Genomic DNA, 13,645 nt, shown 5'->3' with positions numbered 1-13,645 from the left:
GTGAACGGGGTCTGGTGCGTGCCGCTGCAAGGCGGAGGAGGGCGTCGACGCGATGGGGGTGCCCCCGCGCGAGCGTGACAACGCGGCAGATGCGCGTGCCAGACCCCGCGTCTGCGGCGTGATCCAAACGACAGGCCCCAGGCCCCGCACCACCTCACCCACCTTCACCAACTACCCGTACCCCAAAGGGAGTTCGATCACCATGGATCTACGGGAGGCCGTCACGGTCGTGACCGGCGCGGGCAGCGGGATCGGGCGGGCCGCCGCGCATGCCTTCGCCCGCCGGGGCGCGCGAGTGGTGGTCACCGACCTCAATGCCGAACGGGCACGGACGGTCGCGGCCGAGCTCGACGGGATGGGTGCGCGGAACGCCGCTACCGGTTGCAACGTCACCAGCCTCGACGACCTGTGCGCGGTAAGGGACTTGGCGCTGGAGCGCTTCGGCCGGGTCGATCTCGTGATGAACAACGTCGGCATCCTGGCCGTCGGCCCCGTCGAGGACATTCCGCTGGAGGCGTGGCAGCGCGTCATCGACGTGAACCTGCTGAGCGTCGTGCGCAGCAACCTCGTGTTCCTGCCGCTGCTCCTGGAGCAGGGATCGGGTCACGTGGTCAACACGGCCTCCACAGCCGGGCTGTTGCCGTACGGGCACGACCGCCTTCCGTACACGGCGACGAAGCACGCCGTCGTCGGGCTCTCCCAATCCCTCGCGCTCTCCCTGCGGCCGCGCGGCATCGGCGTCTCCTGCCTGTGCCCGGCCGGGGTCGCCACCAACATCGTCGAGCAGATCACCTTCTACGGGGAGCCGGCACCCCCCAAGGGCCCCCAGTTCCCGGTCCTGGACGCCGAGTCGGTCGGCGAGATCGTCGCCGACGGCGTCGGCGAGGACCGTTTCCTCATCCTCACCGCTCCCGAAGCCGCCGACGAACTGCGCGAACTCGGAACCGACGTCGACCTCTACCTGTCCCGACTGATCAAGGACTCCTCATGAACGCATCGAGCAGCACCCTCGACCGGATGAGCCTCGACGGCAAGGTCGCCGTGATCACCGGCGGCGCAGGCGCCATCGGCCAGGTCTACGCCCGCGCCCTTGCGGAGGCCGGGGCGCGAGTCGTCCTCGCGGACCTCGACTCCGAGGGCGCCGAGCGGGCCGCCAAGTCCCTTGCCGGCGACGGGCTGCAGGCGCTCGGCGTACGGGTGGACATCACCGACCGGGACTCCGCAGCCGACATGGCGCAGCAGGCCGTCGACGCCTTCGGCGGAATCGACATCCTCGTCAACAACGCCGCCCTGATGGCCGACATCCCCCAGGTCGATCTCCTCGATCTGCCGGGCGAATGGTTCGAGCGCGTCATGCGGGTCAACGTGTTCGGCGCCATCGTGTGCGCGAAGGCGGTCAAGGCCTCGATGGTGGAGCGCGGGGGCGGGCGGATCATCAACCAGGTGTCGGCCGGCGCGTTCATGGGCGGCGGGATCTACGGGGTGAGCAAGCTCGCGCTGGTCAACGTCACGGTCGGGCTTGCCCGTTCACTCGGTCCGCACGGGATCAACGTCAACGCCATCGCACCGGGGCTGGTGGAGAACGAGCCCGGCTTCAAAAGCCTGCCGGCCGACCACCCGGCGCGCGCCGCGCTCGCCTCGGCCATCCCGGGGAAGAAGTCCGCCCCGGCCGATGACCTGCTCGGCACCCTTTTGCTGCTCGCCTCGGACGCCGGCGTGTGGATCAACGGGCAGACCATCAGCGTCGACGGCGGCTGGGTCACCCGGCTGTGAGCCGGGTTCACGACGGTTCCGCAGACGGTGCCGTACGCGGTTCCGCAGAAGGAGAGGGGCACATCTTGAGCGACGAACTCGGCGTCACCGGACCGCTGGTGAACGGCATCTGGCTCGAGAAGACATCCATCGGCACGATCGACCACGTCAATCCGGCGACGGCCCGCGTCAACGGCTCGGTGCTGTTGTGCGGACCGCAGGAGGTCGACGCGGCCGTGGCCGCCGCGAAGGACGCGTATCCCGAGTGGCGGGCCATGTCCCCGGACAAGCGCCGCCGCATCCTGCAGCGCATCGAAGAGCTGATGCTCGCCCGCGTCCCGGAGCTCGGCCGCCTCACCACGCTCGAACTCGGCGCGCCCATCGCCGTGGCGTCGGCGCTCGCGTATCTGTGCTCCGGCTGGTTCGGGTACTACGCGGGCTGGGCGGACAAGATCGAGGGGGCGACGATCCCGCCGAGCCCGGTCATGGCCCCGGGGCTCGACTACACCGTCCCGGAACCATACGGCGTCGTGGGAATCATCCTCACCTGGAACGGTCCGATCATGTCGGTCGGCATGAAGATCGCCCCGGCGCTCGCCGCCGGGAACTGCGTGGTCGTCAAGTCGCCCGATCTCGCGCCGTTCACCGTGGCGAAGTTCGCGGAGATCGCCCTGGAGGCCGGGCTGCCGCCGGGAGTGCTGCACATCCTGCCCGGTGGCCCCGAGGCCGGTGAGCACCTCGTGCGCCACCCGGACGTCGGCATGATCTCCTTCACCGGCGGCATCCCGACCGCCAAGAAGATCCTCGACTCCGCCCGCCACACCCTCAAGCCGGTGCTGCTCGAACTCGGCGGCAAGACGGCGAGCATCGTGTTCCCCGACGCCGACATCGACACCGCCGTCACCGAGACCGTCCGCTCCTGCTTCAACCTCTCCGGTCAGGGCTGCAACCTCACCACCCGGATGCTGGTCCACCGCGAGGTGTACGAGCGGGTCGTCGGGGCCGCCGGGGCTGCCGCGAAGGCCCTGACCGTCGGGGATCCGTTCGCGCCGACGACGGCCCTGGGTCCGGTGGTCGGTGCTCAGGCGCGGGACCGGATCCTCGGTGTGATCGACAAGGCGGCGGCCGACAGCCGGCTCGTCGCGGGCGGTCACGCCGTCGACAAGGCCTCGCTCCCGTCGCAGGTGCAGGGCGGCTTCTTCGTCGAGCCGACCGTGCTCGCCGATGTGGATCCGGACAGCGAGGTCGCCCGGCACGAGGTGTTCGGCCCGGTCCTGTCCATCATCCCGTTCGACACGGAGGAGGAGGCCGTCGAGCTGGCCAACGCCACCCCGTACGGCCTCGGCGCGGTCCTGTTCACCCATGACGTGGCGCGGGTGCAGCGCATCGTGCCGCAGCTTGAGGCGGGCACGGTGCATGTCAACGGGCCGTCAGGGCAGCCGCCGGGGGCTCCGTTCGGCGGGTACAAGCAGAGCGGTCACGGCCGTGAGGGCGGCAAGGAAGGGCTGTACGAGTTCCTGCAGACCAAGAACGTCTTCATTCGCGCCTAGGAAGTCAGGGAGTCCTGATGGACGTATCGACGGACATGTCAGTGGACGCATCGGCACAAGGGGGCCGCGGGGAGCAGACCGCGGCCGAGGTTCTGGGGGCCGCCGAACTCCCTTTCCGTCACACCCCGTTCGGCCGCGCGTCCCGTGACTTCCTGTACGGGCAGGTGTGGTCGCGGCCGGGACTGAGCCGGCGGGACCGGCGCTTTGTCGCGCTCACCTGCGTGGCGGCCGCCGACTCGCCGGAGCCGATCGAGGAGCAGGTGCACGCGGCGCTCGCGAGCGGTGACATCTCGCTCGAAGAGATGCTCGAACTCGTCCTGCACTTCGCGGTGTACTGCGGCTGGCCCAAGGCCTCCCATCTGGAGGGCGCCATCGCACGCCAATGGGACCGCATCCACCGCGACCGCGGTGAACCCACGCCTGCCTGGCCCGAGCTGGACAACCTCACGCTCGGACCCGGCGACATGGAGAAGCGCATCGCGCGCGGCGTGGAGGAGTTCATCGACGTGAACCTCACGCCCGCGCCCCCCGTCAACTCCCCCTACCGGCACGCCGGCATCCTGAACTTCGTGTTCGGACACGTCTGGCAGCGCCCCGGGCTCACCCGCAGGGAGCGCCGGATCATCACGGTCGCCAGCGTCGCGCTCGACGACTCGCCCGTTCCCCTGCGCACGCACGTCGCGGCGGCCCTGCACTCCGGCGACCTGACCAAAGAGGAGATGGACGAGATCGTCCTGCAGTTCGCGGCCTACTACGGCTTCGCGAAGGGCGACGCGCTCGCGGACTCGGTGGAGGCGGCGTGGGCCGGGCGGCCCGCGTGACGCGTCACGGCCATGCGTGAGATCGCCGCGCGGCTCACGGCCTGGGACCGGGCGGGCACCCGCTTCACCCTGGCCACCGTCGTCTCGGTCAACGGCAGCGCGCCCCGTGCACCGGGCGCCGTGATGGCGGTGTCCGAGACCGGAGAGGTGCTCGGGAGCGTGTCCGGCGGGTGCGTCGAAGCCGCCGTCCACGAGCTGTGCCAGGAGGTGCTCTCGACGGGCACGGGCATGCGGGAGAGCTTTGGTTATTCGGACGACACCGCGTTCGCGGTGGGTCTGAGCTGCGGCGGCACGATCGAGGTGTGGGTGCAGCCGCAGCCGCCGTCCGCCGTGCTCGCCGCGGTGGCCGGCCGGACACCCGTCGCCGTAGCGCAGCTTCTCGACGGCAGCGGCGCGATCCTGGCCGTCGGCCCCGAGGAGGTTCGTGGGTCCACGGGGGCGGCGGAGGTCGACGCCGCGATCATCGCCGAGGCGCGCGCCATGCTGGACGTAGCGGCGAGCGGCATCCGCGCGGTCCGCTGCCGCCCGGGTACGGAGGTGTTCATCGCCTCGTACGCACCGCGTCCACGGCTCCTCGTGTTCGGTGCGACGGATCATGCCGGGGCGGTCGCTTCGCTGGGCGCGTTCCTCGGATACGAGGTCACGGTCTGCGACGCCCGCTCGGTGTTCGCCACGCCGGCGCGCTTCCCGGACGCGGATCAGGTGGTGGTCGACTGGCCGCACCGATTCCTCGCCCGCACACCGGTCGACGGCCGCACGGTCGTCGTGATCCTCACCCACGACGCCAAGTTCGACGTGCCACTGCTCGAAGTGGCGCTGCGGCTGCCGGTCGCGTACGTGGGGGCGATGGGGTCCCGGCGTACGCATCAGGAGCGGCTCGACCGGTTGCGTGAGACAGGGCTCACCGAGCGGGAACTCGCCCGGCTGCGCTCACCGATCGGCCTCGACCTGGGGGCACGTACGCCCGAGGAGACCGCGGTGGCCATCGGCGCGGAGATCGTCGCGGCGCGGCGGGGCGGTGGCGGTCTGCCGCTCCGGGACACGGACGGGCCCTTGCACCACGATCCGTACACGCCCTGGGGGACGCCGCAGTCCGGTGGCTCCAAGAGCGTGATGAATCAGGGGAGTTGAACGGTGGCTTCATCCTCCGCGTCGAACAGTCGGCCGCTGTCCCCGTCCGGCCTGCCCATCGCACTCGACCACGCCGCGTCCTTCTACGGCGGCGGCCGGGTGGTGACCGGCGGCTCACCCTGGGGCGTCGCGCGCATCAAGGCCGCCGCGCTGCCCCACCTCGCCGCCCTACGGCAGGCGGGGCGGCACGGCCTGACACCGGACACGGTGGTGGGGCGCGCTCTGGCCCGGCAGCTGCTCGACCGAGGCCTCGCCCACCCTGTGCCCCCGAGGCGGGACGGGCCCCATCCGGTCACCGTGGTCGTCCCCGCGTACGGACGTACGGGCGAACTGGCCCGCTGCCTGTACGCGTTGTGTGCCCTGGAGGTGATCGTCGTCGACGACTGCTCACCGGATCCCGAGGCCGTGCGGGCGATCGCCGAGGCGCACGGCGCCCGCCTCGTCCGGCACGCGGTCAACCGGGGGCCGGCGGCGGCGCGCACCACCGGCGCCGCACTCGCGACCACGCCACTCGTCGCGTTCGTCGACTCGGACTGCCGCCCCGACGAGGGCTGGCTCGACCTGCTCGTCCCGGCCTTCGACGATCCTCGGGTCGCGGCCGTCGCACCGCGGATCGTGCCGGATGTTCCGTATCCCCCGAAGGGCCTTCTCGCCCGCTACGAGGCCGCGCGTTCCGCACTCGACCTGGGCCGGGAGCAGGCCGTGGTGCGCCCCGGCGCACGGGTCGGCTTCGTGCCCACGGCCACACTGGTCGTGCGCACCGACGTACTGCACAAGGTCACGTTCGACGCGGAGCTGCGGCTCGGCGAGGACGTGGACTTCGTCTGGCGGCTGCACGACCACGGGTTCCACGTGCGCTACCAGCCGCGTGCCCGTGTCCTGCACACGCCCCGGCTCGCGTGGCGAGCGGCGCTCGAACGCCGTCACGAGTACGGGACTTCGGCGGCCGCACTGGCCGAACGCCACCCCGGCCGGGTCGCACCGGCGCGCCCGTCCGCCTGGAATCTCCTGACACTCGGTCTCCTCGCCCATGGCCGCCCGGGCGCCGCGGCACTCAGCACGCTCACGTCCGCGGCGCTCCTTCGCCGACACCTGGCGGACACCCCCGCCGCGACGGAACTGAGCGCATCCGTGGTGGCACAGGGCCTGGTCGCCGACTCCATGGCGCTCGGGCTCGCGCTGCGCCGCGAGTGGTGGCCCCTGGGGCTGCTGTGCCTGGGCGCGGCGCCCCGCAGCCGCACCGCCCGGGCGGCCACGGCGGCCATGCTCGCCCCGGTCCTCGCGGAGTGGGTGGCGCGTCGGCCGCCCCTGGACCCCGTGCGCTGGACGGCTCTGCGCTGCCTCGACGACCTGGCGTACGGCACGGGCGTGACGGCCTCCGCCTGGCGCCATCGCGCCCTCGCGCCGTTGCTGCCGAAGGTGGGCCTGCCTTTTGTGCGCCGGTCCACCGCGGGCCGCTCCAAGGGCTGACGCCCCGTGTAGAGCCGCCTCCCCACTCGGGGCCGTGGGCGCCGCCGGGCCGCCAGGGCCCTGATCGCACCAGGGCGGCACGAAGCACCACGCCTCGCAGCCGCCCCGGTCCCCTCAATCGTCAGGCGGAAAGACCGCCCTCCCGGACTGCGCGTCCGCGATCGAGATCGCCTCGATGGGGCAGGACTCGGCGACCTCGAGGACCTCCTCCGATGCCGGCAGGACCTCGGCGGTGGCGCGGCCCTGCCCGGTCGTCTCGTCGAGCTGGAACTCCTGCGGCGCGGAGGCCGCGCACAGCCCCGTACGGACGCACATGCGCGGGTCGACCTTGACTCTCCAGTGCTCGGTCACGAGCGGGCTCCCTTCCTCAACTCATCCCTCGCCGTCAGGACTTGGAGATGACGAGCGGCAGCGTCTTCCAGCCCCGTACGGTCGAGGTCTGGGCCAGCTCCGCGCCGTCCCAGTCGACCTCCCAGGCGGGGAAGCGGCGCAGGATCTCCTCGGCCGCCACCTTTCCCTCCAGGCGGGCGAGTGCCGCGCCCAGGCAGTAGTGCGCGCCGACGCCGAACGACATGTGCTGTGACACCCGGTGGATGTCGAAGACATCCGGGTCGGGAAAGCGGTCGGGGTCGCGGTTGGCGGCGGCCTGGATGAAGAGGATGGCGCTGCCGGCCGGCACGGTGGAGCCGTGCAGATCCACGTCGCGGGTCACGTACCGGCCCGTGAACGGCCCTGTCGGCTCGAAACGCAGGATCTCCTCGATGGCGTTCGGGATGAGGGCGGGCTCGGCCACCAACTCCCGGCGCGCCTCGGGGTAGCGGGCCATCAGCGCGCCGAACCAGCCGATCAGCCGGCCGGTCGTCTCATTGCCCGCGCCCGCGACCACCGTGCAGTACGTGAGGACCTCCTCATCGGTGAGGGTGCGCAGCTTGCCGCTCTCGTCCTCGAACTCGGCAGTCATCAGCTCGGTCATGAGGTCGTCGGACGGGTGCTTCTTGCGCCAGTCGATGTAGTCCTGGAACCCCTCGGCGTTGAGGATCTCGCCGGAGTCGATCCGACCGCCGTCCCCGGTCTCCAGGGTCGCGTCGGTACGGTCCCGGTAGCGCACCTGGTCGGCCTCGGGAATGCCGAGGAGCATCCCGATCACGCGCATCGGCATCTCGGCGCCGACGGCCGCCACGAGGTCGAAGCGATCGGCTCCGGTGACCGGTTCGAGGACGCGCTCGCAGTACGCCCGGATCTTCGGCTCCAGTTGGGCGATGCGGCGCGGGGTGAAGACGCGGGCGAGCAGGCGCCGGTGGATGTCGTGGACGGGCGGGTCCTCGAAGATCAGGGTGCCCGGCGGCAGTTCGATGTTCGCCTGGATGATCTCCAGGATGTCGCCGCGCGCCGAGGAGTACGTCTGCCAGTCGGCGAGACCGCGCTGGCAGTCGGCGTAGCGGCTGACCGCGTAGAAGTCGTGCCGCTCGTTGTAGTAGAGCGGGGCCTCCTCGCGCAGGCGGGCGAAGACGGGGTACGGGTCGCGGGCCAGGGCGGCGTCGAAGGGGTCCCAGTAGACGGGCTCGGTGGTGGTGTCGGCGACGGTCATTTCAGCATGGCTCCCGCGTCGATGACGGTGGTGGTCCCGGTGACGAAGCGCCCGTCGTCGGACGCGAGGTAGAGCACGGCTCCGCTGATGTCGCGGGGCTCGACCCAGGGGGTGGGCAGCAGGTGCATGCTCTGCGAGACGGCCGCGAAGTCGTCGACCGTGGGGTTCTCCAGGTCCGGGCGGAACATCCGATACGTGTCCTCGTGCATGACCATCGGTGTGTTGACCTGGGAAGGGTGAATGGAGTTGACCCGGATGCTGTGCTCGCCGAGCTCCCAGGCCAGGGTGCGCATCAGGCCCACGACGCCGTGCTTGGCGGCGATGTAGTGACCGATGTTGGCGTGGCCGCGCAGGCCGCCGACGGAGCTGGTCAGGATGATCGAGCCGCCGCGTCCGCCGGCGATGATGTGCGGGATGGCGACCTTGGCGGTCAGCCACACGCCGGTGAGGTTGACGTCGATCATGTCGCGCCAGGTCTTCTCGTCCATGGCGTCCAGACGGGCGCCGTCGCTGCCGAGGCCTGCGTTGGCGCAGACGATGTCGAGCCTGCCGAACTGGGCGACACCCTCGTCCACGGCGGCCTTGAGCGCGTCGTGGTCGCGTACGTCCGCCTGCACGGCGTGGATGCGCCGCCCCAGCTTCTGCACCTGGTTGACGGTCTCGTCCAGGTCCTCGGGCGTCGACATGGGGAACTTGACGCCGTCGAGCTGCTTGCAGACGTCGATCGCGATGATGTCGGCGCCTTCTTCGGCGAGACGGATCGCATGGCTGCGGCCCTGTCCTCGCGCCGCTCCGGTGATGAAGGCGACCTTTCCTTCTACGCGTCCGGGCATGGGGAGCCTCGTTTCTGGGTGGACGTGCTCGGGTGAAGGGCGTGCGGGTGGTGTCGCTGTGGCTTTGCGAGGCGTGACGGCTTACGAAGCGCGGCGGCGCCGGGCGCCCAGGCGGCCGAGCGTGAGGATCAGCAGGGCCGCGGCCATCAGCGGCGCCATGCGCTTGAGAGCCGTGGCGCCGGTTGCGTCGATCAGGTCCAGTGGCGCCGCGACCGGCGCCGGAGCGGGTGAACTCGTACGTGTTTTCGGCGAGTTGGCCGCGATTCCGGCGGCGAGGTTCTCGGCGAACCGTTCCATGAGGGCGCCGGACACCTCGGCGAGGGTGCCCCGGCCGAACTGGGCGGGCTTGCCGGTGATGCTGAGGTCGGTCTCCACGTGCACGGCGGTACGGCCACCACCGGCGTCTTTGAGGCGGCAGGTGACCCGTGCCTTCGCGGTGCCGTTGCCGCGCGCCTCGCGACCGCCTGCCTCCAGGACCACGACCTTTGCCTGCTCGTCGCGCTCGAGGAAGGTGACCGTGCCGCTGTAGGTGAGCGCGATGGGGCCCAGCTTCACCTTGATCCGGCCGCGGTGCTCGTCGCCTTCGCTCGAGGTGAGCGTCGCGCCGGGCACACAGGGCGCGACGCGCTGCACGTCGAGCAGGACGGGCCAGGCCTCCTCGACCGGCACCGGGATGGTGAGACTGTTCTCCAACTTCATGCCGACTCCCCCGTCATATCGTGTCCTGCGCCGCGGCTCGGACGGCGTTGACGATCCCCTGGTAGCCGGTGCAGCGGCACAGGTTCCCGGTGAGCGCCTCGCGGATCTCCTCGTCGGTGGGTTTGGGGTTCTCGGCCAGGAACGCGGTCACCGAGACGACGAACCCCGGGGTGCAGAACCCGCACTGGAGCCCATGGTGCTCCCTGAACGCCGCCTGCACCTTGGACAGTTCACCGTCCGGTCCCGCGAGACCCTCGACGGTGGTCACCTCCCCGCCGTCGGCCTGCACGGCGAACACCAGGCAGGCGCGGACGGGTTCGCCGTCGAGCAGCACGGTGCACGCGCCGCAGACGCCGTGCTCGCAGCCGAGGTGGGTTCCGGTCAGCGAGCAGGTGACGCGCAGGAAGTCGGCGAGGGTGAGCCGGGGCGCCACCGCAGCCCTGCGGCCGGCGCCGTTGACCCGCACGTCGATCTCGATGGTCTCCGCGTCAGTCATGGAGTGCCTCCTGTACGGCGCCGTGCCAGGCGCGGGCGACCATCGCGGCGCCCACGCGGATGCGGTAAGGGGCCGATCCGTGCAGATCGGAGGGGACGGATTCGAGGTCTTCGGTCGCGAGCCGGCCGATGTCCTCGGCGTCGGTCCCCAGCGGGTCCGTGCCGAGCAGCGCGGTCTCGGCCGCTGTGGCCCGCCGCGCGGTCGGGCCGAGGCCGAACAGGCCGATGGCGCACCGGTCGAGACGGCCCGCAGTGTCCACGCGGAGGGCGACCGTGGCGCCGGCGATGGCGAAGTCCCCGCTTCTGCGGGCGAATTCCTCGACGGCGAACCCGCACCGCCCGCTCCACACCGGGTACTTGACCCCGGTGAGCAGTTCGTCCTCGGCGAGGGCCGTGGTCCAGACACCGTTGAGGAAGTTCGCTGCCGGGATGGTGCGCCGGCCACGCGGCGAGAGCGCTTCCAGCTCGGCGTCCAGGGTCAGGGCCACCGCCGGATACTCGGCCGCGGCATCGGCGTGCGCGAGCGATCCGCCGACGGTACCCCGGCTGCGTATCTGGAAGTGACCGATCAACGGGGTGGCGCGGGCAAGGAGCGGAACCGAGGCTCGTACCTCCTCGGACCGCTGCACGGCGGCCTGAGTGGTGGCCGCCCCGACCCACACGGTGTCGTCGTCCCTGCGCTCGATCCCGCGCAGTTCGTCGAGGCGCCGCAGGTCGACGAGGTGGCCGAAGGACGCCAGGCGCAGGGCCAGCATGGGGACGAGGCTCTGCCCTCCCGCGATGACCTTCGCCTCGTCCCCCCACTCCCCCAGCAGACCGACGACCTCGCCGGGAGTCTCGGGCGCGTGGTACCTGAAGGGCGCCGGCTTCATGAGCGCACCCCCAGACCCTGCCCCTGCCGCTGCTTCTCGATGAGTCCCACGATCGACGCGGGGGTCAGCGGCAGCCTCTCGATCCGTACGCCGAGCGGCGCGAGCGCGTCGGCGACCGCGTTGACGACGGCGGGCGCGGAGCCGATCGCGCCGCCCTCGCCGACTCCCTTGTAGCCGCCGGGCCCGGGGCTCGGCGTCTCGACATGGCCCACCTCGATGACCGGCACCTCGGTGGCCGTGGGCAGCAGATAGTCCATGAACGTGGTCGACACGGGGTTGCCGTCCGTGTCGTAGGCGAGCTCCTCGTAGAGCGCGCCGCCGATGCCCTGGACGGTGCCGCCGTATATCTGGCCCTCCACCACACTCGGGTTGATCATCGGGCCGCAGTCCTCACTGACGATGTACCGCAGGAGTTTCACCTCTCCGGTGACCACGTCGATTTCGCAGGTGCAGACGTGGGTGGCGTTGGCCCAGATCATCAGGTGCGGGGTGTGGTAGCGGCCGCTCGCTTCAAGCCCGGCGGGCACTCCGGGCGGCAGGGCGTGCACTTGGTAATACGCGATGTCGGCTATCTCCGCGAGGGACAGTGACCCATCCGCACCCTGGGCCGTGGCCTGTCCGCGCTGGAACTCGACGTCTTCCAGTGGCACTTGCAGCCGGTGGGCCGCGATGGCCCGGATGCGCTCCCGCAGCACCCCGGCCGTCTCCTGGATCGCCCCCGCCGTCATGGGCCCCGAGCGGCTGCCGCCGGTGCCGGCTCCGTACGGTGTGATGGCCGTGTCGCCCTGCACGGTGCCGACGTCCTCGATGGCGACGCCGAGCGCGTCGGCGGTGAGCTGGACGACCGTGGTCTCCAGGCTGTTGCCGCAGGACCCGCCGGCCACGTAGACATTGACCTTGCCGGAGGGCTCGACGCGGATCGTCGCGCCCTCTGTGGCGTGGAACGGCGTGGCGCCGGCGGTCGGCTCGACGTACGTGCACGTTCCGACACCGAGGTAGCGGCCCTGCTGCCGGGCCTGCGCCTGCTCCTTGCGGAAGGCCTCGTAGTCGAGAATCTGCAGGGCCTGCTCGAAGGTCTCGCGCGGGGAGATGTGGTCGTACGGCATCCCGTTGAAGTTCGCCGTGGGAAGCTCGTCGCGGGTGAGCATGTTCCGGCGGCGTAACTCCACCGGGTCGAGGCCGAGTTGCCGGGCCGCGGTGTCCAGGAGCGTTTCGCGGGCCATGGACTCGTACTGCCAGGGGCCGCGGTAGGCGACGCGACCGCTGGTGTTGGAGTAGACGAAGCGCGAGGAGAACGTGCCTTCCGGGATGCGGTACGGGCCGGGGAAGAGCATCCCGACCGCGATGCCGCTCTGTACGGGTGACGGCGTCGGGTACGCGCCGGCGTCCTGGACGTGGTCGAGCGTCGCGGCCAGGATGCGGCCGTCCTCGTCCAGGGCGATGCGCGCCTCGCCGTGCTCGTGGCGCGCCTGGCCTGCCGCCAGGAGATGCTCCTGACGGTCCTCGATCCACTTGAGCGCAGCGGGCAGCTTGCGGGCCGCGAGCATCACGCACATGTCCTCGCGCTGCGGCAGGACCTTCTGCCCGAAGCCGCCGCCGGTGTCCCGCATCACGACGCGCACCCGGTGCTCGGCGATGCCAAGCAGTCGCGCGCAGAAGGAACGGACCTCGTGCGGTGACTGGGTCGAGGCCCAGATGCTCATCTCCCCGCCTGCCGGGGTCCATTCGGCGACGATCCCGCGGGTCTCCATCGGGACCGGGCCGTGCGACTGCTGGTACAGGGTCTGGCCGACGACGTGGGACGCGCTCGCGAAGACGGGTTCGAGGTCGGCCATCGGGCGACCGCCGAGCTGACCGACGAGGTTGCCGGGATGCTCCGCGTGCACCGACTCCGGAGAGCCGAGAGCCGTCGCGTAGTCGACGACCGGCACGAGCGGGTCGTAGTCGACGATCACCAACTCCGCCGCGTCCTCCGCGAGATAGCGGTCGTCGGCCACGATCATCGCGACCGGGTCGCCGACGAAACGCACCTCCCCCTCGGCGAGCGGCGGACGCGGAGTGTCCGGATCGTCGCGTCCGTTGAGCGTGTACCACTGCTCGTGGACGCCGGGGTTGAGGTCGGCGGCCACGAACACGGCGTGCACGCCGGGGAGTTCGCGGGCCTCGGACGCGTCGATGTCGAGGATCCGGGCCCGTGCCATCGGGCTGCGCACGAAGCACACATGGAGCATGCCGGGGCGTACGACGTCATCGACGTAGGTGCCCGTGCCGGTCAGGAGTCGCGCGTCCTCGACGCGCGGGATGCGGGTGCCGGCGTATGCGGCTGCGCGCCCGGTTGGTGCCATCGGTCCGTTCCTCCGTTCACGTGCGGAACTCAGGAGCTGAACTCAGGGGCTGATCTCAGGGGCTGAACTCAGGGGCTGAACTCAGGGGC

General features: G+C 71.2%; 13 protein-coding genes. 6 read left to right on the top strand and 7 right to left on the bottom strand.

Features of this window, described 5'->3' with window-relative positions:
* Nucleotides 1-118: 118 nt before the first annotated feature.
* The 6 genes from ACZ5XS_RS15940 to mftF all read left to right on the top strand — a co-directional run bounded on the left by ACZ5XS_RS15940 (nt 119) and on the right by mftF (nt 6,724).
* Nucleotides 119-991 carry an SDR family oxidoreductase gene (locus ACZ5XS_RS15940; RefSeq protein ID WP_468651599.1) on the top strand — a complete coding sequence of 291 codons (873 nt, stop codon included), beginning with the start codon at nt 119-121 and terminating at the stop codon, nt 989-991.
* Nucleotides 988-1,773 (top strand): SDR family oxidoreductase, encoded by a 786-nt coding sequence (locus ACZ5XS_RS15935; protein WP_468651597.1) that lies wholly within the window; start codon nt 988-990, stop codon nt 1,771-1,773. Before ACZ5XS_RS15940 ends, ACZ5XS_RS15935 begins: the two co-directional genes overlap by 4 nt.
* A 65-nt stretch (nt 1,774-1,838) precedes the next feature.
* On the top strand, nt 1,839-3,302 hold the full coding sequence (locus ACZ5XS_RS15930; protein WP_468651595.1) for an aldehyde dehydrogenase family protein: 1,464 nt from the start codon (nt 1,839-1,841) through the stop codon (nt 3,300-3,302).
* Between the two features lie 17 nt (nt 3,303-3,319).
* Entirely contained in the window at nt 3,320-4,123 is an 804-nt protein-coding gene (locus ACZ5XS_RS15925) for a carboxymuconolactone decarboxylase family protein (protein WP_468651593.1), read from the top strand.
* Between the two features lie 12 nt (nt 4,124-4,135).
* Nucleotides 4,136-5,254: an XdhC family protein gene (locus ACZ5XS_RS15920; protein ID WP_468651591.1), complete on the top strand. Its 1,119-nt coding sequence runs from the start codon at nt 4,136-4,138 to the stop codon at nt 5,252-5,254.
* A 3-nt stretch (nt 5,255-5,257) separates the two neighbouring features.
* A complete protein-coding gene (gene mftF / locus ACZ5XS_RS15915) occupies nt 5,258-6,724 on the top strand; it encodes a mycofactocin biosynthesis glycosyltransferase MftF (protein ID WP_468651589.1) in 1,467 nt (488 codons plus the stop codon).
* Between the two features lie 114 nt (nt 6,725-6,838).
* Here mftF and ACZ5XS_RS15910 read toward each other — a convergent pair whose 3' ends face one another.
* The 7 genes from ACZ5XS_RS15910 to ACZ5XS_RS15880 form a co-directional block, all read right to left on the bottom strand.
* Nucleotides 6,839-7,075 carry a ferredoxin gene (locus ACZ5XS_RS15910; protein ID WP_468651587.1) on the bottom strand — a complete coding sequence of 79 codons (237 nt, stop codon included), beginning with the start codon at nt 7,073-7,075 and terminating at the stop codon, nt 6,839-6,841.
* A gap of 34 nt (nt 7,076-7,109) precedes the next feature.
* Entirely contained in the window at nt 7,110-8,312 is a 1,203-nt protein-coding gene (locus ACZ5XS_RS15905; RefSeq protein ID WP_468651585.1) for a cytochrome P450, read from the bottom strand.
* The gene (locus tag ACZ5XS_RS15900) at nt 8,309-9,145 is read right to left on the bottom strand and encodes a mycofactocin-coupled SDR family oxidoreductase (RefSeq protein WP_468651583.1); all 837 of its coding nucleotides are present in this window, start codon (nt 9,143-9,145) and stop codon (nt 8,309-8,311) included. The genes ACZ5XS_RS15905 and ACZ5XS_RS15900 overlap by 4 nt, the downstream gene beginning before the upstream one ends.
* An 81-nt stretch (nt 9,146-9,226) precedes the next feature.
* Nucleotides 9,227-9,844, bottom strand: coding sequence for an SRPBCC family protein (locus ACZ5XS_RS15895; RefSeq protein WP_468651581.1), 618 nt, complete (start codon nt 9,842-9,844; stop codon nt 9,227-9,229).
* 13 nt (nt 9,845-9,857) lie between these two features.
* Complete coding sequence (locus ACZ5XS_RS15890) at nt 9,858-10,340, bottom strand: (2Fe-2S)-binding protein (RefSeq protein ID WP_468651580.1); 483 nt, start codon at nt 10,338-10,340, stop codon at nt 9,858-9,860.
* On the bottom strand, nt 10,333-11,211 hold the full coding sequence (locus ACZ5XS_RS15885; RefSeq protein WP_468651578.1) for an FAD binding domain-containing protein: 879 nt from the start codon (nt 11,209-11,211) through the stop codon (nt 10,333-10,335). The genes ACZ5XS_RS15890 and ACZ5XS_RS15885 overlap by 8 nt, the downstream gene beginning before the upstream one ends.
* A complete protein-coding gene (locus tag ACZ5XS_RS15880; protein ID WP_468651576.1) occupies nt 11,208-13,556 on the bottom strand; it encodes a xanthine dehydrogenase family protein molybdopterin-binding subunit in 2,349 nt (782 codons plus the stop codon). The genes ACZ5XS_RS15885 and ACZ5XS_RS15880 overlap by 4 nt, the downstream gene beginning before the upstream one ends.
* Nucleotides 13,557-13,645: the final 89 nt, after the last annotated feature.

The sequence above is a fragment of the Streptomyces sp. NPDC033131 genome (assembly GCF_055578365.1).
Note: the sequence above shows the minus strand (reverse complement) of the source record. Positions and strands in the feature narration are given on the sequence as shown.

Excerpts from the sequence above, each read along its gene's own strand:
- ACZ5XS_RS15925 (WP_468651593.1), top strand. The coding sequence starts at position 3,320 with ATGGACGTATCGACGGACATGTCAGTGGACGCATCGGCACAAGGGGGC.
- ACZ5XS_RS15885 (WP_468651578.1), bottom strand. The coding sequence starts at position 11,211 with ATGAAGCCGGCGCCCTTCAGGTACCACGCGCCCGAGACTCCCGGCGAG.
- ACZ5XS_RS15900 (WP_468651583.1), bottom strand. The coding sequence starts at position 9,145 with ATGCCCGGACGCGTAGAAGGAAAGGTCGCCTTCATCACCGGAGCGGCG.
- ACZ5XS_RS15895 (WP_468651581.1), bottom strand. The coding sequence starts at position 9,844 with ATGAAGTTGGAGAACAGTCTCACCATCCCGGTGCCGGTCGAGGAGGCC.
- ACZ5XS_RS15890 (WP_468651580.1), bottom strand. The coding sequence starts at position 10,340 with ATGACTGACGCGGAGACCATCGAGATCGACGTGCGGGTCAACGGCGCC.
- ACZ5XS_RS15935 (WP_468651597.1), top strand. The coding sequence starts at position 988 with ATGAACGCATCGAGCAGCACCCTCGACCGGATGAGCCTCGACGGCAAG.
- ACZ5XS_RS15880 (WP_468651576.1), bottom strand. The coding sequence starts at position 13,556 with ATGGCACCAACCGGGCGCGCAGCCGCATACGCCGGCACCCGCATCCCG.
- ACZ5XS_RS15920 (WP_468651591.1), top strand. The coding sequence starts at position 4,136 with ATGCGTGAGATCGCCGCGCGGCTCACGGCCTGGGACCGGGCGGGCACC.
- ACZ5XS_RS15905 (WP_468651585.1), bottom strand. The coding sequence starts at position 8,312 with ATGACCGTCGCCGACACCACCACCGAGCCCGTCTACTGGGACCCCTTC.